This window comes from Paraburkholderia sp. BL17N1 (assembly GCF_003634175.1).
Lineage (GTDB): Bacteria > Pseudomonadota > Gammaproteobacteria > Burkholderiales > Burkholderiaceae > Paraburkholderia.
In genome coordinates, this window is sequence record NZ_RBIW01000002.1 from 1304230 (window position 1) to 1320094 (window position 15865).

The following is a 15865-nucleotide window of genomic DNA, read 5'->3' on the forward strand; positions in this document are numbered from 1 at the left end:
TCCGCACGTCATTGGGAAATTTCTATTGGGCAGCGCGCTAGCGCCGCATTGAAGCAATTCGACGGCACAACGATTAGCGCCTTGCCTTGGTCTCTCGACGCGGCAGAATAAAAAAACGCCCCGTGGGGCGTTGGCGTTTCAATTGCGCGTATGAGAAAGGAGAAACGCTTGCGGCGGCTTACACCGTAGCTTCAGCAATCGCCTGCACCTGCGCGGACCTCATCAATCCTTCGATCATTCGCGCTTCCGCGCTCGCGATCTCGCTCAGCGATGCCACGGACAGTTGTCCGTCGAGAATCGCCAACGCCGTGCACAAGCGGGCGTATTCGCCGTCTTGCAGTGCCCACGCGCCTTCGTCGTGTTCGCGCATATCGAGCTGAACCATCGCGGCATGTGCGCTCTCGATGTCGGACAGAACGTCTTCGCCGAGGCCAAGGCGCGCAAGTTCTTGCGACACCAGCAAATGCCGGCTCAACGTCATATGCAGATTCCGAGAGCCGTGGCCGTGCCGGAATGCGTCGAGGGCGGTGTAGCACTGCAGCAGCATCGCCGACGTAACCGGCTCGTGAGCGGTGCGGCTATAGGTTAGCGCGCGCAACAACGGGGACATGGCCGACTGGTTGTGCTTGCGGACTCGCGATTTATTGGACATATCGGTTCAACCTCCTTCTCTAGCTCTCGGCTTCGCCACCGAATTCTTCTGCTCCGGTGGCAAACGCCGCCGATACGCCGGCGGCTTGACAGGCCCTGATGTGAGTCTGTGAAGCCATCATGGCAAGCAACTATTAAGACAGACTTAAACGGTTTCAAGTCTATTCGAACGCAGCATCTCACACTACGCCACCGGCCGGTCGTTCGATTCCGCCAAAAACGTGGCGCGCAGCGCAACGTTGAAATATCGGTTCAAACTTGCCAATTACAAGTCGCGTGGCGTGTCACGACGAAAAAAAACCCTGTTCCCGCGAGGGAACAGGGTCTGACAGGATGGAACAGTCGTACTCGCGCGTGGATGCTCGCCGACCTATACCCACCGCAAACTCGCAAAGCTGTTGTTACTTGAACTGCACCCGCTAAAACCGTGTTGCTTGAACTACCACGACAAATAAAACCGTGCTGCCGATACTGCTGTTGCAAAAAACATTCGTTTCGGAACTGCTCACTGCAATTACAGCCCGGTCCTTCGCCTTCAACATCGCCTGACTGCAACCCCCTGCTGATTCACGCGCAAACTACATGGATCGCGCGCCGTTTGCACTGCTTCTATTACCTACTGCTTTACTGCCCTGCCGCATTCGACAAGCGCGGCAAACTGCCATCAACGGTACGGTTCAAAACAACGCGGGGGAAGACCGCGTCGATGGGGCTCGGTGATTTGTCGCTCCATGGAAAACAGTGTATTCCGGCAGGTGCGAATGCAATTGGGCGAAGCGAAGGGATTTGGCAGGCCAGTTTGGCGAATCGCTGTAACAGGCCGGTTTCGTCAGAGGTGAGCGCCGCGCAGCACACGCCGCGACGGCGGAACATGCGGTTATCGACTGAGCGGGCTCTTTGTCGACGAGTTCGACCGCACAGCCGAAAAGCGCGCCGATCGGAACCGCAATGACGCGAGCGACGGCACTGTCGCCGCCGCTCGCTGATCTTCTTTGAGCATGTGGGCTTGCAAGACGCGCGGCGTGATCCCGTCAACCGCGTGCGGCGAAATCGCTGATCGTCAGCAGCACTTTTTCGCCTGGACGCGCCAGCAGTTTTCTTTCCGCCACAGCGGTGATGCGTTTGCGGCCGTCAGCGAACGTCTTCAGCACGCGTTCCTCGCCCGCGTCGCGTTGCAACCAGAAATGCTGTTCCAGGGCCTCACGCGTAACGGCGCATTCGAGGTCCCGGCCTCGCGTCGAAAGCTGGAAAATCACCGCGCGTCCGTCCGCCGAGACGCTTGGTTCAAACTCGATAATCTCCATGGCCCACCTCGCAAAGTTCGTTAAACCGCTCGCCGTGTTGAACGAACGACACCGAAAAAAACTGAATACAGATGCGAAACACACGTCGAGTTCTTTCGACCGATCAATGAACGCTATCGCTCCACGGCAGCGTTCACTGTGCGTTCGACCACCGTCGAATGGACTGAAGCGTGCGCGCCCGGCCAGCGCGGACGTTTCGCGCGGAACTCGTGCAGCAACGCATTCAACCCCTCGGTCATGGCTTGCGCGCCGCGCCGCGCGCCGCGCGACGCGGACGACAGCGCGAACCAGGAATGCGGCGGCCGAAGCTCGTGACACGTACCGCGCGCATCGGCAAAGCGCAGACAGCCGGTATCGGGATAAAAGACGAGCGTGATCGCCTCGGCGTCGACGCCGTGCGTGACCGTATGTGGTTTCGTATTCAGCATTTTCGTTGTCATGCCAGTTGGCGTCGTTCCTCGGTGGTTCGACGTTCGAAACCGCACGCGCCAGCAATTCGCGAGTGAGGCAAAAGCAAAGCGCATGCCAACGGGCGCAAAACGCGTCGCACGAACCGTGGCGAGCGCGACGCGAACTGTCGGCATCGTGCCGCCAGCAAGCCGCAAACGCCGACCGCGCCTGAAGCGACGCGCGCGGCAGCGCACGAATCCGTCGCAGCGCGGACGCCGCGACGACGGCATCCGCATGACCGGGGAATAGCAATGTCGATAGGCGCGAACATAGCCGCCTGGTAAAAAAGCGCTGCTGGCGCGACAATTCACGACCATTCTTACTGGCCGCCGGCTCGCCGGAAACGTTACCAACATGTCCGTTAAGGAACCTGTCTTCACCCTGCGCCCCGCACTGAATTCAGACGAGGCCTTTCTATTCGAGCTGCGCAAGGCGACCATGACGGAGCATCTCGCGCGCGTCGGCGAGCCGTCCGACGACACCGAGCATCGCGCGCGTCTGCTGCATCGGTATGACACGGCACGCGTGATTTGCATCGACGGCGTGCCCGCCGGTTTGCTTAAAGCGTATCGCGCCGACACCGAGTGGGTCGTCGTGCAATTGCAGATCGAGCCGGCGCTGCAGCGGCGCGGTATCGGCGAACGCGCGCTGCACACGGTGTTGCGTGCCGCGCAGGCCGACGCGTTGCCGGTCACCCTCAAAGTGCTCAAAGGCAATCCCGCACAGCGCCTGTATGAGCGCCTCGGCTTCGAGATCGTCGGCCAAGATGAGAGACAGTTTCACATGAGGCGCGCGCCGCGCGCGTCGGCGGAAATTGAAGCAGAATGAATGTCGGATAAAGACTGATACGCACCGGACCTGTTATGACCTTTCGCGACACCTCCGCCATCACGAGCTGGCACGCCCACGTGTATTTCGACGCGGGCAGCCGCGACGCCGCATGGACCTTCCGCGAGCAGATCGACGCACACTGGGGCGACGCACTGCAACTGGGCCGCTTTCACGAACGCCCGGTTGGGCCGCATCCCATGTGGTCGTATCAGCTCGCGTTCACGCAGGCTCAGTTCGCCGACGTGGTCGGCTGGCTCACGCTGAATCACGGCGCGCTGGATATCTTCCTGCACCCCAATACGGGCGATGCGCTACGCGATCATCGCGACGCCGCCGTATGGATCGGCCATTCGCACGAACTGGTGCTGAGCGCGTTGAATTGACCGCCGTGAATGCGGCGCGCGGTGAACCGGATCGCGCACCGCCTCTTGCCGTTCACATATTCGAGTACGAACTGCACCAGCCGAGCGCCGCGACCTGCTTGTCGCCGAACAGCGTGCACCCGCCGTATGCGTCGTTGGCTTTGCCCTGAAACAGCGAGCAGTTGGCACAGCTTTGTCCGGCGGCGTAGCCCGGAAACTTCGCTTTGTCGACCTTGGACGCATCCTCTTTATAGCCGACGGCCTGCGCCTTCGGATCGGATTCGCTGAGTCTGTTCGCGGTGTCGGCGAAGGCTGCGCGTGTGAGCATGAGCGCTGAGCCCGCGCTCACGCCGAGCAGCAGAAAATGGCGACGCGATGTTTTCATATGGGTCCGATGGAAAGTGGGGACTTGCCTCGATCGCGATCCAGCGCCGTCAATCGAGAAATCGCGTGAACCGTTCAACGGGTTCGCGCTCGCTGCGTAACGTGTTGACCAAAGCGTTTTCGTCGGCGAAACCGAGCGACATGCCGCACACCAGTTGCTCTTCAGGCGACAAGCGGAGCTGCTCCGCAATCACCCGATGAAACGGCGTGAACGCGGCCTGCGGACACGTATCGAGACCCCGCCCGCGCGCGGCCGTCATGATTGCCTGCAGGAACATGCCGTAGTCGAGCCAGCTGCCGCGCTCCATCACCCGGTCGATCGTGAAGAACAAGCCCACCGGTGCGCCAAAGAAACGATAGTTCCGCGCATGCTGCTCATGCATGCGCGCCTTGTCGCCCTTTTCGATGCCGAGCAAGCCATACAGATCCCAGCCGATTTTGCGGCGCCGGTCGATGTACGGCGACACCCACCGATTCGGATAGTACGGATACTCTTCCTGGTACAGCGCGTCGCGTTGCGGGTGGTCGTAAGCGTCGAGCAAGGCCTGCGAGAGACGCGCCAGCGACTCCCCCGTCACCACGCAGACCTTCCACGGCTGCGTATTGGTGCCCGACGGTGCGCGGCTGGCGGCTTCGAGAATGGCTTCGATATCGGCGCGCGGCACCGGCGTGGGCAGAAAGGCGCGAATCGAGCGCCGCGTGACGAGTGCGGCGTCGACGTCGTTGGCGGGAGTGGTCATCGGCGAATTCCGGTGGAACCAGCAATTATGGCGGTCTCCAGGAATTCTAGCGCGAGCACGCACTTTCGCGCTGGCGCGCCGGCAACGCCGGCCGCGCGCAGCGCGGTTTAGCGCACGGGCGTTTTCAGCGCATCGATGAGATCGAGCAGATCGTAGGGCTTGCGCAGCAGGATCGCGTGCGGCAAGACTGCGCGCTGCGCCGGCGTCAGCACGAGGTCGTAGCCGGTCAGAAAGATCACGCGCAGGTCAGGCCGCTCGCGACACACGTCGAGCGCGAGATCGATGCCCGACTTGCCCGCCAGCCCCACGTCGGTCAGCATCACGCTGATCGTGTGTTCGCTGAGAATCTGCCTGGCGTCAGGCTCGCCTTCGGCTTCCAGAATGTCGAAGTCGAAGGTGCGCAGTAATTCGGCCGTGCTCACACGAATCAGCTCGTCGTCTTCCACCAGCAGAATCCGCAGCCGCGTCTGAGTGACGAAACTATCGGCGCTATCCGGCATCATGGGCGGATCGATCTCCAGAAGATGCTGCTCGGCCTCGGCGATTTCCACCGCCCGCGGATTCTGCGCTTGCAGCACGTAGCGCACTTTGCGCGCCAACGCTTCGTGCGTATAAGGCTTGCTGAGCAATTCGATGCCTTCATCGAGCCGCCCTGAATGCACGATCGCATTATCCGTGTAGCCCGACGTGAACAGCACCGCGATCGACGGCAACCGCTCGCGCGCCTTGCGGGCGAGTTCGGTGCTGCGCAACGGGCCGGGCATCACCACATCGGTAAACAGCATGTCGATCGGCACGCCGCTTTCGACGATCGCCAGCGCGCTTTGCGCGTCTTTCGCTTTCAGCACGCGGTAGCCGAGATCGGAGAGCATTTCGACCACGGTCGTGCGCACTTCCTCGTCGTCCTCGACCGCGAGAATGGTTTCCGTGCCGCCCTTGGCGGGACCGGCTTCGATATTCGTTTCGAGGTCTTCTTCCTGGCGCACCCGCGGCAGATAGATGCGGATCGTGGTGCCGTGGCCTTCTTCGCTGTAAATCTTCACATGGCCGCCGGACTGCTTGACGAAGCCATACACCATGCTCAAGCCGAGGCCCGTGCCCTGGCCTTCGGGCTTGGTCGTGAAGAACGGTTCGAACACGCGCTCGCGCACTTCCGGCGACATGCCGAGGCCCGTGTCGGTAACCGCCAGCATCACGTACTGGCCCGGCGTGACCTCCGCGTTGCGTTTGGCGTAGGCGTCGTCGAGCGCGGCGTTGCCGGCTTCGATCGTGAGCTTGCCGTGGCCGTTCATGGCGTCGCGCGCGTTGATCGCCAGATTCAGCAGTGCGTTCTCGACCTGGAACGGATCGACCAGCGTATTCCACAAGCCGCCCGACACGATCGTTTCGATTTCGACGCCGTCGCCGAGCGCGCGCCTCAGCATGTCGTCGAGACCGCGCACGAAGCGGCCGAGATTGACGACCTTCGGCGCGAGCGGCTGACGCCGCCCAAACGCGAGCAGTTGCGAGGCGAGGTTCGCACCGCGCGCGACGCCCGCCAGTGCATTGCGCACGCGCTGCTCGGGCTTCTCCGAACCGGCGACGTCTTTCGCCAGCAGTTGCAGATTGCCGCCGATCACTTGCAGCAGGTTGTTGAAGTCGTGCGCGACGCCGCCCGTGAGCTTGCCGATCGCTTCCATCTTTTGCGCCATGCGCAGCGCTTCTTCGGCGTGCCGCAGCGCTTCGGTGGTTTCCTTGTCGGCGGTGACGTCGCGGCCCACGCCGTGAATGCGCGCGGTGTCCGGATCGAGCGCGAGCGTCCACGCGACCCAACGCCATGTGCCGTCGATCCGCCTGAAGCGGTTTTCGTAGCGCACCGGCACGCCCGTTCTACGCAGTTCAGCAAGATGCGTGCGGACAGTCTCGACATCGTCCGGGTGAACCAGATCGACATAGGAACGCGACATCAGCCAGTGCATGTCGTGACCGAGCGCCGTGCTCCACGATGGACTCACACGCTGCAGGCCGCCTTCGATGTCGGCGACCACCAGCAGATCCTCGCTCAACTCCCATAAACGATCACGGTCCGCCACCGTTTCGATCACGCGGCGCTCCAGCGTTTCGTTCAGATCGCGCAACGCGCTTTGCGCCTTGGTGCGCTCGGCGATTTCGATTTGCGCCGCCTGATACAAGCGCGCGTTGTCGATGGCAATCGCCGCCTGCGCGGCGATGCCGGCCACGATCCGCTCGGCACGCTCAGTGAACACGCCGGGCTCCGGGTGGCCGAAGAACAGGCCGCCGACTACCGTACCGCTGCGCGACTGCACCGGCGCGGCCAGATAGCTGCGCACCTTCAGATGACCCTCCGGCATGCCGCGATGCGGCGCGTTGTGGCCATAGCGCGGATCCTGCGTGATGTCGTCGACGCGGACGATGCCTTCGCCCTGAAACGTGGGCGCGAACACCGCCGTGTTGCGCGGCATGGGAAACTGCTCGAACGCCCCCTTCGGCACGCCGGACAGCGTGTAGAGCGTGTAACTGCCGCCCTCCTGGTCGAGCACGTTGTAGAAGAACGAGCCGAACGCGGCGCCGGTCAGTTCGGTGGCCGCGTCGGTGACGATCTGCACCGCGCGGCTCAGGTCGAGTTCGGCCGCGACCGTCGAGCCGACACGATTGAGAATCTCCAGCGTGCGCGATTCCTCGCGCAGCTTCATTTCGGTCTCGCGACGCAAGCGCGCGAGTTGCAGGTTGCCCGACACGCGGGCCAGCAGTTCGCGCGCGGAAAAGGGCTTGGTCAGATAGTCGTCGGCGCCATGCTCGATACCGTCGACGCGCGCTTCCTCACCCGCGCGGGCCGACAGCATCAGCACCGGCGTGTCGCGCAAATCCGGATCGGCGCGCAGTGCGCGCAGCAGGCCGAAGCCGTCCAGCCGCGGCATCATCACGTCGGAGAGCACGAGATCGGGCGGTTCGGCGCGCGCGGCTTCGAGCGCCGCCTGACCGTCGGTGGCGAGCCGCACGTTGTGGCCCGCCGCCCGCAAGATGCGGCTCATGTACTCGCGCAGATCCGCATTGTCGTCGACGACCAGCAGCCGCGCGGCGGCGGCCGGCGCTGCCTCCGACGCCTCGCTGGCCGGCGAGGCGCCGGTCGACGGGGCATCGAGTATTTCGTTTTCCGGACTCCAGCGCAACGCGGCATCGACATACATGCGTGCGTGCCTGCTCATGGACGCATGCACGGCTTCGTCCTCGGCTTGGGACAGCACGGCGCCGCGCGGCAGCGAAACGGTAAAGCACGCACCTTCGCCGAGCACACTGTCCACCCGCACCGTGCCGCCGTGCAGCTTCACCAGTTCCTGCACCATTGCGAGCCCGATGCCGCTGCCTTCCACAGAGCGGCCCGGTGCGCCCGCCACGCGATGAAAGCGCTCGAAAAGACGCGGCATTTCTTCTTCCGCGACGCCGATGCCGCTATCCGTGACGCTGACCTCGACGCCGCCGCCTTCGTCAGTGCGAACCGCGACGCGGATCGTGCCGAAGAACGTGAACTTGTACGCGTTCGACAGCAGGTTCACCACGACTTTTTCCCACATCTCGCGGTCGATCTGCACGATCACGGGCGTAGCCGGAACGTCGACTTCGAGGCGCAGGCCGGCCGCCTCGATCGCGGACTGGAACAGCGACGCAAGCTCGGCCGTAAAGGAGGCGATGTCGGTGGGCTGCGTGTGAATCTCGATGCGGCCCGCCTCGATCCGCGAGAAGTCCAGCAACGCGTTGACGAGCTTCAGCAGGCGCAAACCGTTGCGATGCGTGATCTCGATCAGCGCGCGGTCGTCGATATCGCTGCGTGTCTGCGCGTTATCACCGCTCGCGCCCGGCTGCGGCCTGGCGAGCAGTTCTTCGAGCGGGCCGAGCATCAGCGTCAACGGCGTGCGGAATTCGTGGCTGATGTTGGAGAAGAACGTGGTCTTCGCGCGGTCGACTTCGGCCAGCGCTTCCGCGCGCCGCCGCTCTTCTTCATACGCCTGCGCGTAGCCGATCGCCGCGCCGATCTGGCCGGCGACCAGGTTCAGAAAGCTGCGGTAAGCGTCGTCGACAAGACGGCAAGGATTCAGGCCGGCAATCAGCAGGACTGTTTGCGTCGACTCGCCGCCGGCCGACACCGGCAGGATGACCGCCTGCTCCGGCGCGAGATGCCACGGACCACTCGGCAACGCGGTGCCGAAACGCTGCGTCAAGTCGCGCACGGTCTGCGGCGCCTGGATCCGGAGGACGTCGGCGATCGGCCAGAGTGATTCTCCGACGCGCATTGTCTGCGGCGCCGCTGGATGGCCCGGTTCGATGCCGCACGAGCCGACCAGCGTGACCGTGTCGCTGCCGGGTTCGGCTGCATAGAGCAAGGCGAAGGGCAGGTCTTGCGGATTCGCTCGCAACGCGCGCGCGCTGAGTTCGCATGCTTCGCGCCAATCGCGGCCGTCCGGGCTGGCCGCCGCCAGCTCCTTCAGCAGCGCCAGTTGCCGTTCGCCGACCACCTGTGCCGTGTCGTCGCTATTGGCGCAGATGATGCCGCCCGGTTCGCCATCCTCGGCGGGAATCGGGCTGTACGAGAAGGTGTAATACGTCTCCTCCGGAAAGCCGTTGCGCTCCATGATGAGCAGCTTCTGTTCGACGAAAGTACCCTCGGCGCCCGCCAGCGCCGTATCGAGAAGCGGCTCGATGTCGGACCAGATTTCCCGCCACACGACGCGGGTCGGTTGACCGAGGGCGACCGGATGCTTCCCGCCGATGATCGACTTGTACGGATCGTTGTAAAAATAGAGCAGCTCGTCGCCCCAGCCGATCCAGATCGGCTGACGCGACGTGAGCATGATGCGGATCGCGATCTTCAAGCCTTGTGGCCAGGTATCGGGTGCGCCGAGTGCTGTCTGCGTCCAGTCGTAGGCGCGGATCAGCGCCCCCAGCTCGCCGCCTCCGGCAAGAAAGGACGGCGCGGCGACGCCGGCGGGCGGTGCGTCCGACATGAAGCGGTCCGGCTGTTTCAACGCGATCTCCTCGACACGGCGGGTCGTATTCGTGCGGGCCGCTGTTGCAAAAGCGGTGCCCGATACGACGGATGGCTAACGATCACCACGCAATTGATGTAGCGCGATTCTCGCACGTAGCGGTGTGCCGGAGGAAGGTAAGACAACGCGCCGAAACCGCAAGCAGCGGGCTTTTCGCGGCGCGGAACTGAGCGTTATGCGGAGGATTGGGCGGCGACGAAGGTACGCCGCGAAATGGAACCGAAATGCAGGTAAAACGTACCTTGACGCAATGTGTGCGGAGAGGCAATTTTCCCGATCGCCATTCCTTCGCCGTGCGACCGGGTTTCTTCGATCACTGCGGGCTTGCAGTGTCTTTACAGCAGGCCCACACACACCGCGGCGACGATCGAGCCCAGCACCAACACCGCGCCGATGGTCTTGCGTTTGTTCAACTCCGTCCACAGCAGAACGCCGGTGAGCGACAGCAAGATGATGCTGCCTGCGAGCGTGTCGATCAGCAGCACCCAGCCGACGCTCAAACCCACGCCCTTGTGCAGGTTCGTCAGCATGGCGAGAAATGTGTTCTCGCTGCGCTTGACCGTCACATAGCCGTTACCCACCCAGTACTCGGCGGAGGTGTTCTCATGCGGCGACGCGAAGTTGAGTTGCCAATGCTCCGGCTGGACGACGCTACGCTCGCCCCATGCCACCGGATGAGCCGGCTCTTTCTGCACGCGCCCAGGCGTGCCCGCCAGTTTCAGTTCGTGCTTGAGCCACTTGCCCAGCTCACGCGGCGTTTCCGGCGCGGGTTGCGGCAACGGCACTTGCAGCATCGCTACTTGCGGCTCGCCGGTCGACACTTTGAGCGGCCCGCCGCGGTGGTTCAGCAGGAACCCCGTGGTGCCGAACAGCAAACCCAGCGCCGCGCCCCACAAGCCGATCCAGCCATGCACCTTGCGCAGCCATTTGACGAAGGTGGCGCGGCGCGAACGCTGCTGCCGCGCTTTCAATTCGTCATTGTCCAGCCGCTGCGGCTCGCGCGTCGTCCGGTCGATGCCCGCGGGCGATTGAATGTCGATTGCCTCGGGTACGCTCACGTTTCACTCCATGTCCGCAACAGATTGTGATAGATGCCGACGAGGCTGCGGCGCGCAGTATCGTCGGCGTTACTGGCGTTCAGCCGTTGAATCGCTGTGTCCATGTCGAACAGCATTGCGCGCTGCGTATCGCTGCGCACGAGGCTTTGCACCCAGAAGAAACTAGCGATCCGCGCGCCGCGCGTGACCGGCGTGACCTGATGCAAACTCGTCGCCGGATAGACGATCATGTCGCCGGCCGGCAGTTTGACCTGCTGCACTCCGTACGTGTCTTCGATCACGAGTTCGCCGCCGTCGTAGTCGGCGGGGTCCGAAATGAACAGCGTCACGGAGACGTCGGTGCGCAGCTTCACACCGTTGGGCAGCACGCGCACGGCTCCATCGACGTGACTGCCGAACTGCATGCCGCCTTCATAACGATTGAACAACGGCGGATACACCTGATTCGGCAACACCGCGCTGATGAACAACGGGTTGCGTTCGATCGACGCGAGAATCATGTCGCCGAGTTCACGCGCAATCGGCGTGTGTTCGGCGATCTGCTGATTACGCTTGACCGGCGCGCCCTGATAACCAGCGGTCGCGCGGCCGTCCACCCAGGCGTCGCCGGCCTGATCGAGCCGCTCGCGCACGAGCCGCAACTGCTCGGCGTTCAGTACGTTCGGTATGTGCAGCAACATGGTGTTTCCTTTTTGCGTCGGCTTGCCGTCTTCGAGAAAGGCAAGCCTAACGCATCGGTTCAACGCGTATCAAAAGCGGTAGTCGAACGTCGCCAGCAACGTGCGTCCGATACCCGGCACGGACCGGCCGCCGTCGGACTGAATCAGCGCGTCGTAGTAGTACTTGTTGGTCATGTTCAGCAGGTTCAGGCGCACGTCGTATTTCTTCGCGTGGTACGCAGCGGTCGCATCCCAGCGCGTGTAGCCCGGCACTTGCACGTAGTTGGTATTCGACGCATAGCGCGGCGACATATACGTCGGACCGCCGCCGATTTCCCAGTGCGGCGTGATCGCGTAAGTGGTCCAGAAGGTCAGCGTGTTGCGCGGCGTGTTGGCCGGCACGTGCCCTTGCGTACCGTCGCGCGCCTTCAGGATGATGGCGTCCATGTAGGTGTAGCCGCCGAACACCTGCCACTTGTCGGTAATGTGGCCCGTCACGCCGGCCTGGAATCCGTCGACGCGAATGTCGCCGTCGAGCTCGTATTCGGTCGGCGAGACTTGCGTGCGCGCGTTGGTCTTTTCTTCGCGAAAGAATGACGACGTCACCGAGAGATTGCCGCCGAGGAGATCCCATTTGCCGCCGACTTCGTACGACTTGGTCGACTCAGGCGCGAGGTTCTGCGTGAGGTTGGTCACCGTCAGTGCTTCGAGCGACGGATTGAACGACGTGCCGTACGACACGTAGTACGACTGCCAGTCGGTCGGCTGATAAATTACCCCGGCGCGTACGCTGGTGAAGAAGTTGGTCTGCGTCGCATAGCCCGGCAGGCTGATCGTGTTGTGGATCTGCGCCTGGAAGCGATCCCAACGCAAACCGCCAATCACCTTCCACTGCTGGCCGATCGACACGGTGTCGTTCACGTACGCGCCAATTTCGTTCGAGCCCGAATCGGCGTGGTTGCCGACCGTGGTGGTCACACCGGCGGGGTTGGACAGATACGCCGGGTTCACCATCGTCACGACCGGCAAGTTGTTGCGGGTGTACGCCTGGTTCGAATAGCTGTCATGGCCGAGGTCGACACCGGCGATCAGGTCGTGCTTGATCGGGCCGGTAACGAACTTGTACTGGAGCATGGTGTCGTTGTAGAGCGAGTGGTTCTCGATCACACGGTCATGGCTCTGCAACTTGATGAACAGTTGCGACGGCGAGAGTGTCGTGAAGTTGCCGTTGCTCAACGCGGGGCTGGTGGCGAGCGGTCCCGTCAACACCGCTTGCGGCGCGGTTTCGCGCGCATCGGTCATCGAGTGCGAGAACTGCGTCTGGTTCGTCAGGATCAGGTTGTCCGAGAACTTGTGCTTGACCGCGGCGGTGACCGTTTGCACGTCCTGAATCGTGCGGTCAGTGGTCAAGCCGTAGAACGTGTTCTTTGGGACCGGCGACGGGCGGCCGTTCAACGCCTGCACGCCGTAGTCCGGCATGTCGTAGTTGTGCTGGATCAGCGCGGAGATCGTCACTTCGGTCGGCGTGCCTATGCCGAAACGCACTTCCGGCGCGATACCGTAGTCCTTGTTCTTCATCGCATCGCGCGTCGAGCCGAGGCTTTGGCCGAAGGCGTTCAGGCGAATCGCCGAGGTATCCGTCAGCTTATGGTTCACGTCGACGGTGCTGCGATATTTCGCGTCGGTGCCGATCATGCCCGTGACTTCCGCCGAGTCATGCAGGTTCGCTTTTTTGCTGACCTGGTTGATCACGCCGCCCGTCGATCCGCGACCGAACAGCATCGACGACGGACCGTACAGCACTTCGAGTTCTTCGAGGTCGAAGGTGTCGCGATAGTACTGGTTGCGATCGCGGAAGCCGTCGAGGTAGATGTCGTTCTGCGCAGTGAAGCCGCGCAGGTTGATGTTGTTACCGATCTGGCCGCCTTCAGCCGCGCCGATCGTTACGCCCGGCGCATTGCGCAGCGCGTCCTGGAACGAAGTGGCGCCTTGCGATTGCAGCACGGCCTTGTTGATGACGGTGACGGTCTGCGGAATGTCGCGCAGCGCCGTGGGCGTCTTTGCACCGACCGTCGCGCGCCCCGCCTGGAAGTCCTGCTGTTCAGCTTGTGCCGCGACGCCGATGGTCGGCAAGCTGCCGGTGTCGGCTGCGACGGTCGTCGTTGTCGTCGCACTAGCATTCGCGGCCGCCGGCTGCGAGGTGGTTTGCGGAGCAGTCTGCGCGACCGCCGGAGTCGCAAATGGAACGGCAAAAGCTAACGCTAACGCTGTCGCGAGCGGCGTGTGGTTGAACATGGGAATTCCCGTCGGAGATGCGTTTGCCGGATTCGCATGGCTGAGATGGAATCGACGGCAAAGTCGCAATTGGCTGGCTGCCGTTCTCGTGTGCAGAGCACCGACGTCGGGGATGGCTGGCTATTGGTTAAATGAGAATCGATATCATTCCACACACATAAAATCGCATCAATCGCGCGGTCGCTTACCCCTAGTAGCAGAATTGTTTCTGTTTTTTACGGATGAAGGCTATTTGTAATTTTTAGCCCTGTCCGCATGCCGGTTCATTACGTGTTTGTAATATCAAGATCATTGAAAGGAAAGACTTTCGGCGTCGGAAGTAAAAAAGACGTCAGCAGAAAGCTTTCAAATAAATAACAATCAACCGTGATTGGGGCCGACGCCCAATGCCGACTCCGTTTATCCTTTTTGCAACACTGCCTATCGAACTGTTTCGTTCATCCCCGGAGTTGATCATGCAATACCGCAAGTTCGGCCGCACCGGCCTGACCGTATCCCGCCTGTGCCTCGGCACGATGACCTTTGGGCTGCAGACCGAAGAAGACGTGTCGCATCGCATTCTCGACACGGCGGCGGATGCCGGCGTGAACTTTATCGACACGGCCGACGTGTATCCGCTCGGCGGCACGGAGAACCTTGCCGGCCGCACGGAGGAGATCGTGGGGCGCTGGCTGAAGGGCAAACGCGAGCGCTTCATTCTGGCGACGAAAGCAGTGGGCAAGATGGGGCCGTCGGCATGGGATCAAGGCGCGTCGCGCAAACATCTGCTGAATGCAATCGACGCCTCGTTGCAACGCCTCGGCACGGATTACGTGGACCTCTACCAACTCCATTCCGACGACGCGAATACGCCGCTGGACGAAACGCTGGAGGCGCTCGATGTGATCGTTCGCTCAGGCAAGGCGCGCTATATCGGCGTATCGAACTTTCTCGCGTATCGGCTGGCGCGCGCGTTGGGCCGCGCCGATGTGCTGCGCGCGGCGCGCTTCGTCTCCGTGCAGCCTCGCTATAACCTGCTGTTCCGCCAGATCGAGCGCGAGCTGCTGCCGCTCGCTGCCGAAGAGCAATTGGCGGTGATGCCGTACAACCCGCTCGCGGGCGGCCTGCTGACGGGCAAGCATCAACTGGATGCGGCGCCCGCGTCCGGCCGCTTCACCGAAACTGTCGGCAAGGCCGGTGCGATGTATCAGCAGCGGTACTGGCACAAACGCGAGTTCGAGACGATCGAGCAATTGAAAGCGATCGTTGCGCCGACCGGCGAATCGTTGACGCGGGTTTCGCTTGCCTGGGTGCTGGCGAATCCGCTCGTCACGTCGGCGATCATCGGCGCGAGCCGCGCCGAGCAATTGAGCGACACGCTCGCGGCGTCCGAACTCGTGCTCGATGAGCAGATCAAGACACAGCTCGACGAAGCGAGCCTGGAATATCGCTGGGGTGACGCGGCGCGGTAAGCGTATGCGCGGCGGCCGAAGGCCGCTGCGTTCATCGCCCGTAACGCAGCACCGTGCTGGTCGCCGCAATCACGTGATCCTTGATTGCGGCAAGCAACGCATCCCTCGTCAAACCGGGCGGCAGCGCATCCGGCGGCAGATCGAGCGCATAGACTTGCGCGACGTAGTGATGCGGATTGTCCCCAACCGGGGGACATGGGCCGTGATACCCCATGCCTCCGGTCTGATTCGCACCGGAGACGCTGCCGGGCGGCTGGCTGCCGCCGGCCCCGAGCGAGGTCGTCGAGGGTGCTACGCCATATAGCACCCAGTGCACAACGCCCAAACCCTTCGCGCCGTCCGGGTCGAAGAGTGTTAGGGCATAACTCTTCGTGCCGGCAGGCGCATGCCGCCATTGCAGAGCCGGCGATACATTACCGCCACCGCAGTTGTTCGCGCTCGCCGCGTGGCTCGAATCCAGCGTGCCGCCGTCGGCCGTTCCCGGCGACGACACCACGAAGACTTCCGCCGCGCGGACATGCACTGCGGCAAGCGCCAACGCGGCCGACACGCCGACCGGTAACAGGCGTCGTACGACGCGTAAGCGATTGCTGCCAATCATCATTTCCGACTCCAGCCAGGTTTCAACGACAGTCCAA

General features: G+C 62.7%; 13 protein-coding genes. 3 read left to right on the forward strand and 10 right to left on the reverse strand.

The genetic code is table 11. The annotated features are described in order from the left end of the window. Positions 1-178: 178 nt before the first annotated feature. From B0G82_RS25815 to B0G82_RS25825, 3 genes are all read right to left on the reverse strand, one after another. Positions 179-652 carry a hypothetical protein gene (locus B0G82_RS25815; protein ID WP_116122845.1) on the reverse strand — a complete coding sequence of 158 codons (474 nt, stop codon included), beginning with the start codon at positions 650-652 and terminating at the stop codon, positions 179-181. 1030 nt (positions 653-1682) lie between these two features. Then, complete coding sequence (locus tag B0G82_RS25820) at positions 1683-1955, reverse strand: DUF1488 domain-containing protein (RefSeq protein ID WP_106279033.1); 273 nt, start codon at positions 1953-1955, stop codon at positions 1683-1685. A gap of 113 nt (positions 1956-2068) precedes the next feature. Then, the gene (locus B0G82_RS25825; RefSeq protein ID WP_206751625.1) at positions 2069-2383 is read right to left on the reverse strand and encodes a hypothetical protein; all 315 of its coding nucleotides are present in this window, start codon (positions 2381-2383) and stop codon (positions 2069-2071) included. 376 nt (positions 2384-2759) lie between these two features. Between B0G82_RS25825 and B0G82_RS25830 the strand changes: the two genes are divergently transcribed. Both B0G82_RS25830 and B0G82_RS25835 read left to right on the forward strand, forming a co-directional pair. Then, entirely contained in the window at positions 2760-3233 is a 474-nt protein-coding gene (locus B0G82_RS25830; protein WP_121309492.1) for a GNAT family N-acetyltransferase, read from the forward strand. Positions 3234-3268: 35 nt separating this feature from the next. After that, positions 3269-3619, forward strand: a complete 351-nt coding sequence (locus tag B0G82_RS25835) for a DOPA 4,5-dioxygenase family protein (RefSeq protein WP_116146505.1) — start codon at positions 3269-3271, stop codon at positions 3617-3619. A 52-nt stretch (positions 3620-3671) separates the two neighbouring features. Here the strand turns inward: B0G82_RS25835 and B0G82_RS25840 are convergent, their stop codons facing one another. The 6 genes from B0G82_RS25840 to B0G82_RS25865 all read right to left on the reverse strand — a co-directional run bounded on the left by B0G82_RS25840 (position 3672) and on the right by B0G82_RS25865 (position 13776). Next, a complete protein-coding gene (locus B0G82_RS25840) occupies positions 3672-3983 on the reverse strand; it encodes a high-potential iron-sulfur protein (protein WP_116122841.1) in 312 nt (103 codons plus the stop codon). Between the two features lie 49 nt (positions 3984-4032). Next, positions 4033-4722 carry a nitroreductase gene (locus B0G82_RS25845; protein WP_121309493.1) on the reverse strand — a complete coding sequence of 230 codons (690 nt, stop codon included), beginning with the start codon at positions 4720-4722 and terminating at the stop codon, positions 4033-4035. A 107-nt stretch (positions 4723-4829) separates the two neighbouring features. Beyond that, positions 4830-9722, reverse strand: coding sequence for a response regulator (locus B0G82_RS25850; RefSeq protein ID WP_121310850.1), 4893 nt, complete (start codon positions 9720-9722; stop codon positions 4830-4832). A 377-nt stretch (positions 9723-10099) separates the two neighbouring features. Then, positions 10100-10822: a PepSY-associated TM helix domain-containing protein gene (locus tag B0G82_RS25855; protein ID WP_121309494.1), complete on the reverse strand. Its 723-nt coding sequence runs from the start codon at positions 10820-10822 to the stop codon at positions 10100-10102. Next, the gene (locus B0G82_RS25860) at positions 10819-11502 is read right to left on the reverse strand and encodes a Fe2+-dependent dioxygenase (protein ID WP_121309495.1); all 684 of its coding nucleotides are present in this window, start codon (positions 11500-11502) and stop codon (positions 10819-10821) included. Before B0G82_RS25860 ends, B0G82_RS25855 begins: the two co-directional genes overlap by 4 nt. 69 nt (positions 11503-11571) lie before the next feature. Then, positions 11572-13776, reverse strand: a complete 2205-nt coding sequence (locus B0G82_RS25865; protein WP_121309496.1) for a TonB-dependent siderophore receptor — start codon at positions 13774-13776, stop codon at positions 11572-11574. Between the two features lie 455 nt (positions 13777-14231). Between B0G82_RS25865 and B0G82_RS25870 the strand changes: the two genes are divergently transcribed. After that, positions 14232-15227, forward strand: a complete 996-nt coding sequence (locus B0G82_RS25870) for an aldo/keto reductase (RefSeq protein ID WP_121309497.1) — start codon at positions 14232-14234, stop codon at positions 15225-15227. A gap of 31 nt (positions 15228-15258) precedes the next feature. On the opposite strand, the gene B0G82_RS25875 is transcribed toward B0G82_RS25870, so the two are convergent. Further along, complete coding sequence (locus tag B0G82_RS25875) at positions 15259-15828, reverse strand: YbhB/YbcL family Raf kinase inhibitor-like protein (RefSeq protein ID WP_121310852.1); 570 nt, start codon at positions 15826-15828, stop codon at positions 15259-15261. Positions 15829-15865 lie beyond the last annotated feature (37 nt).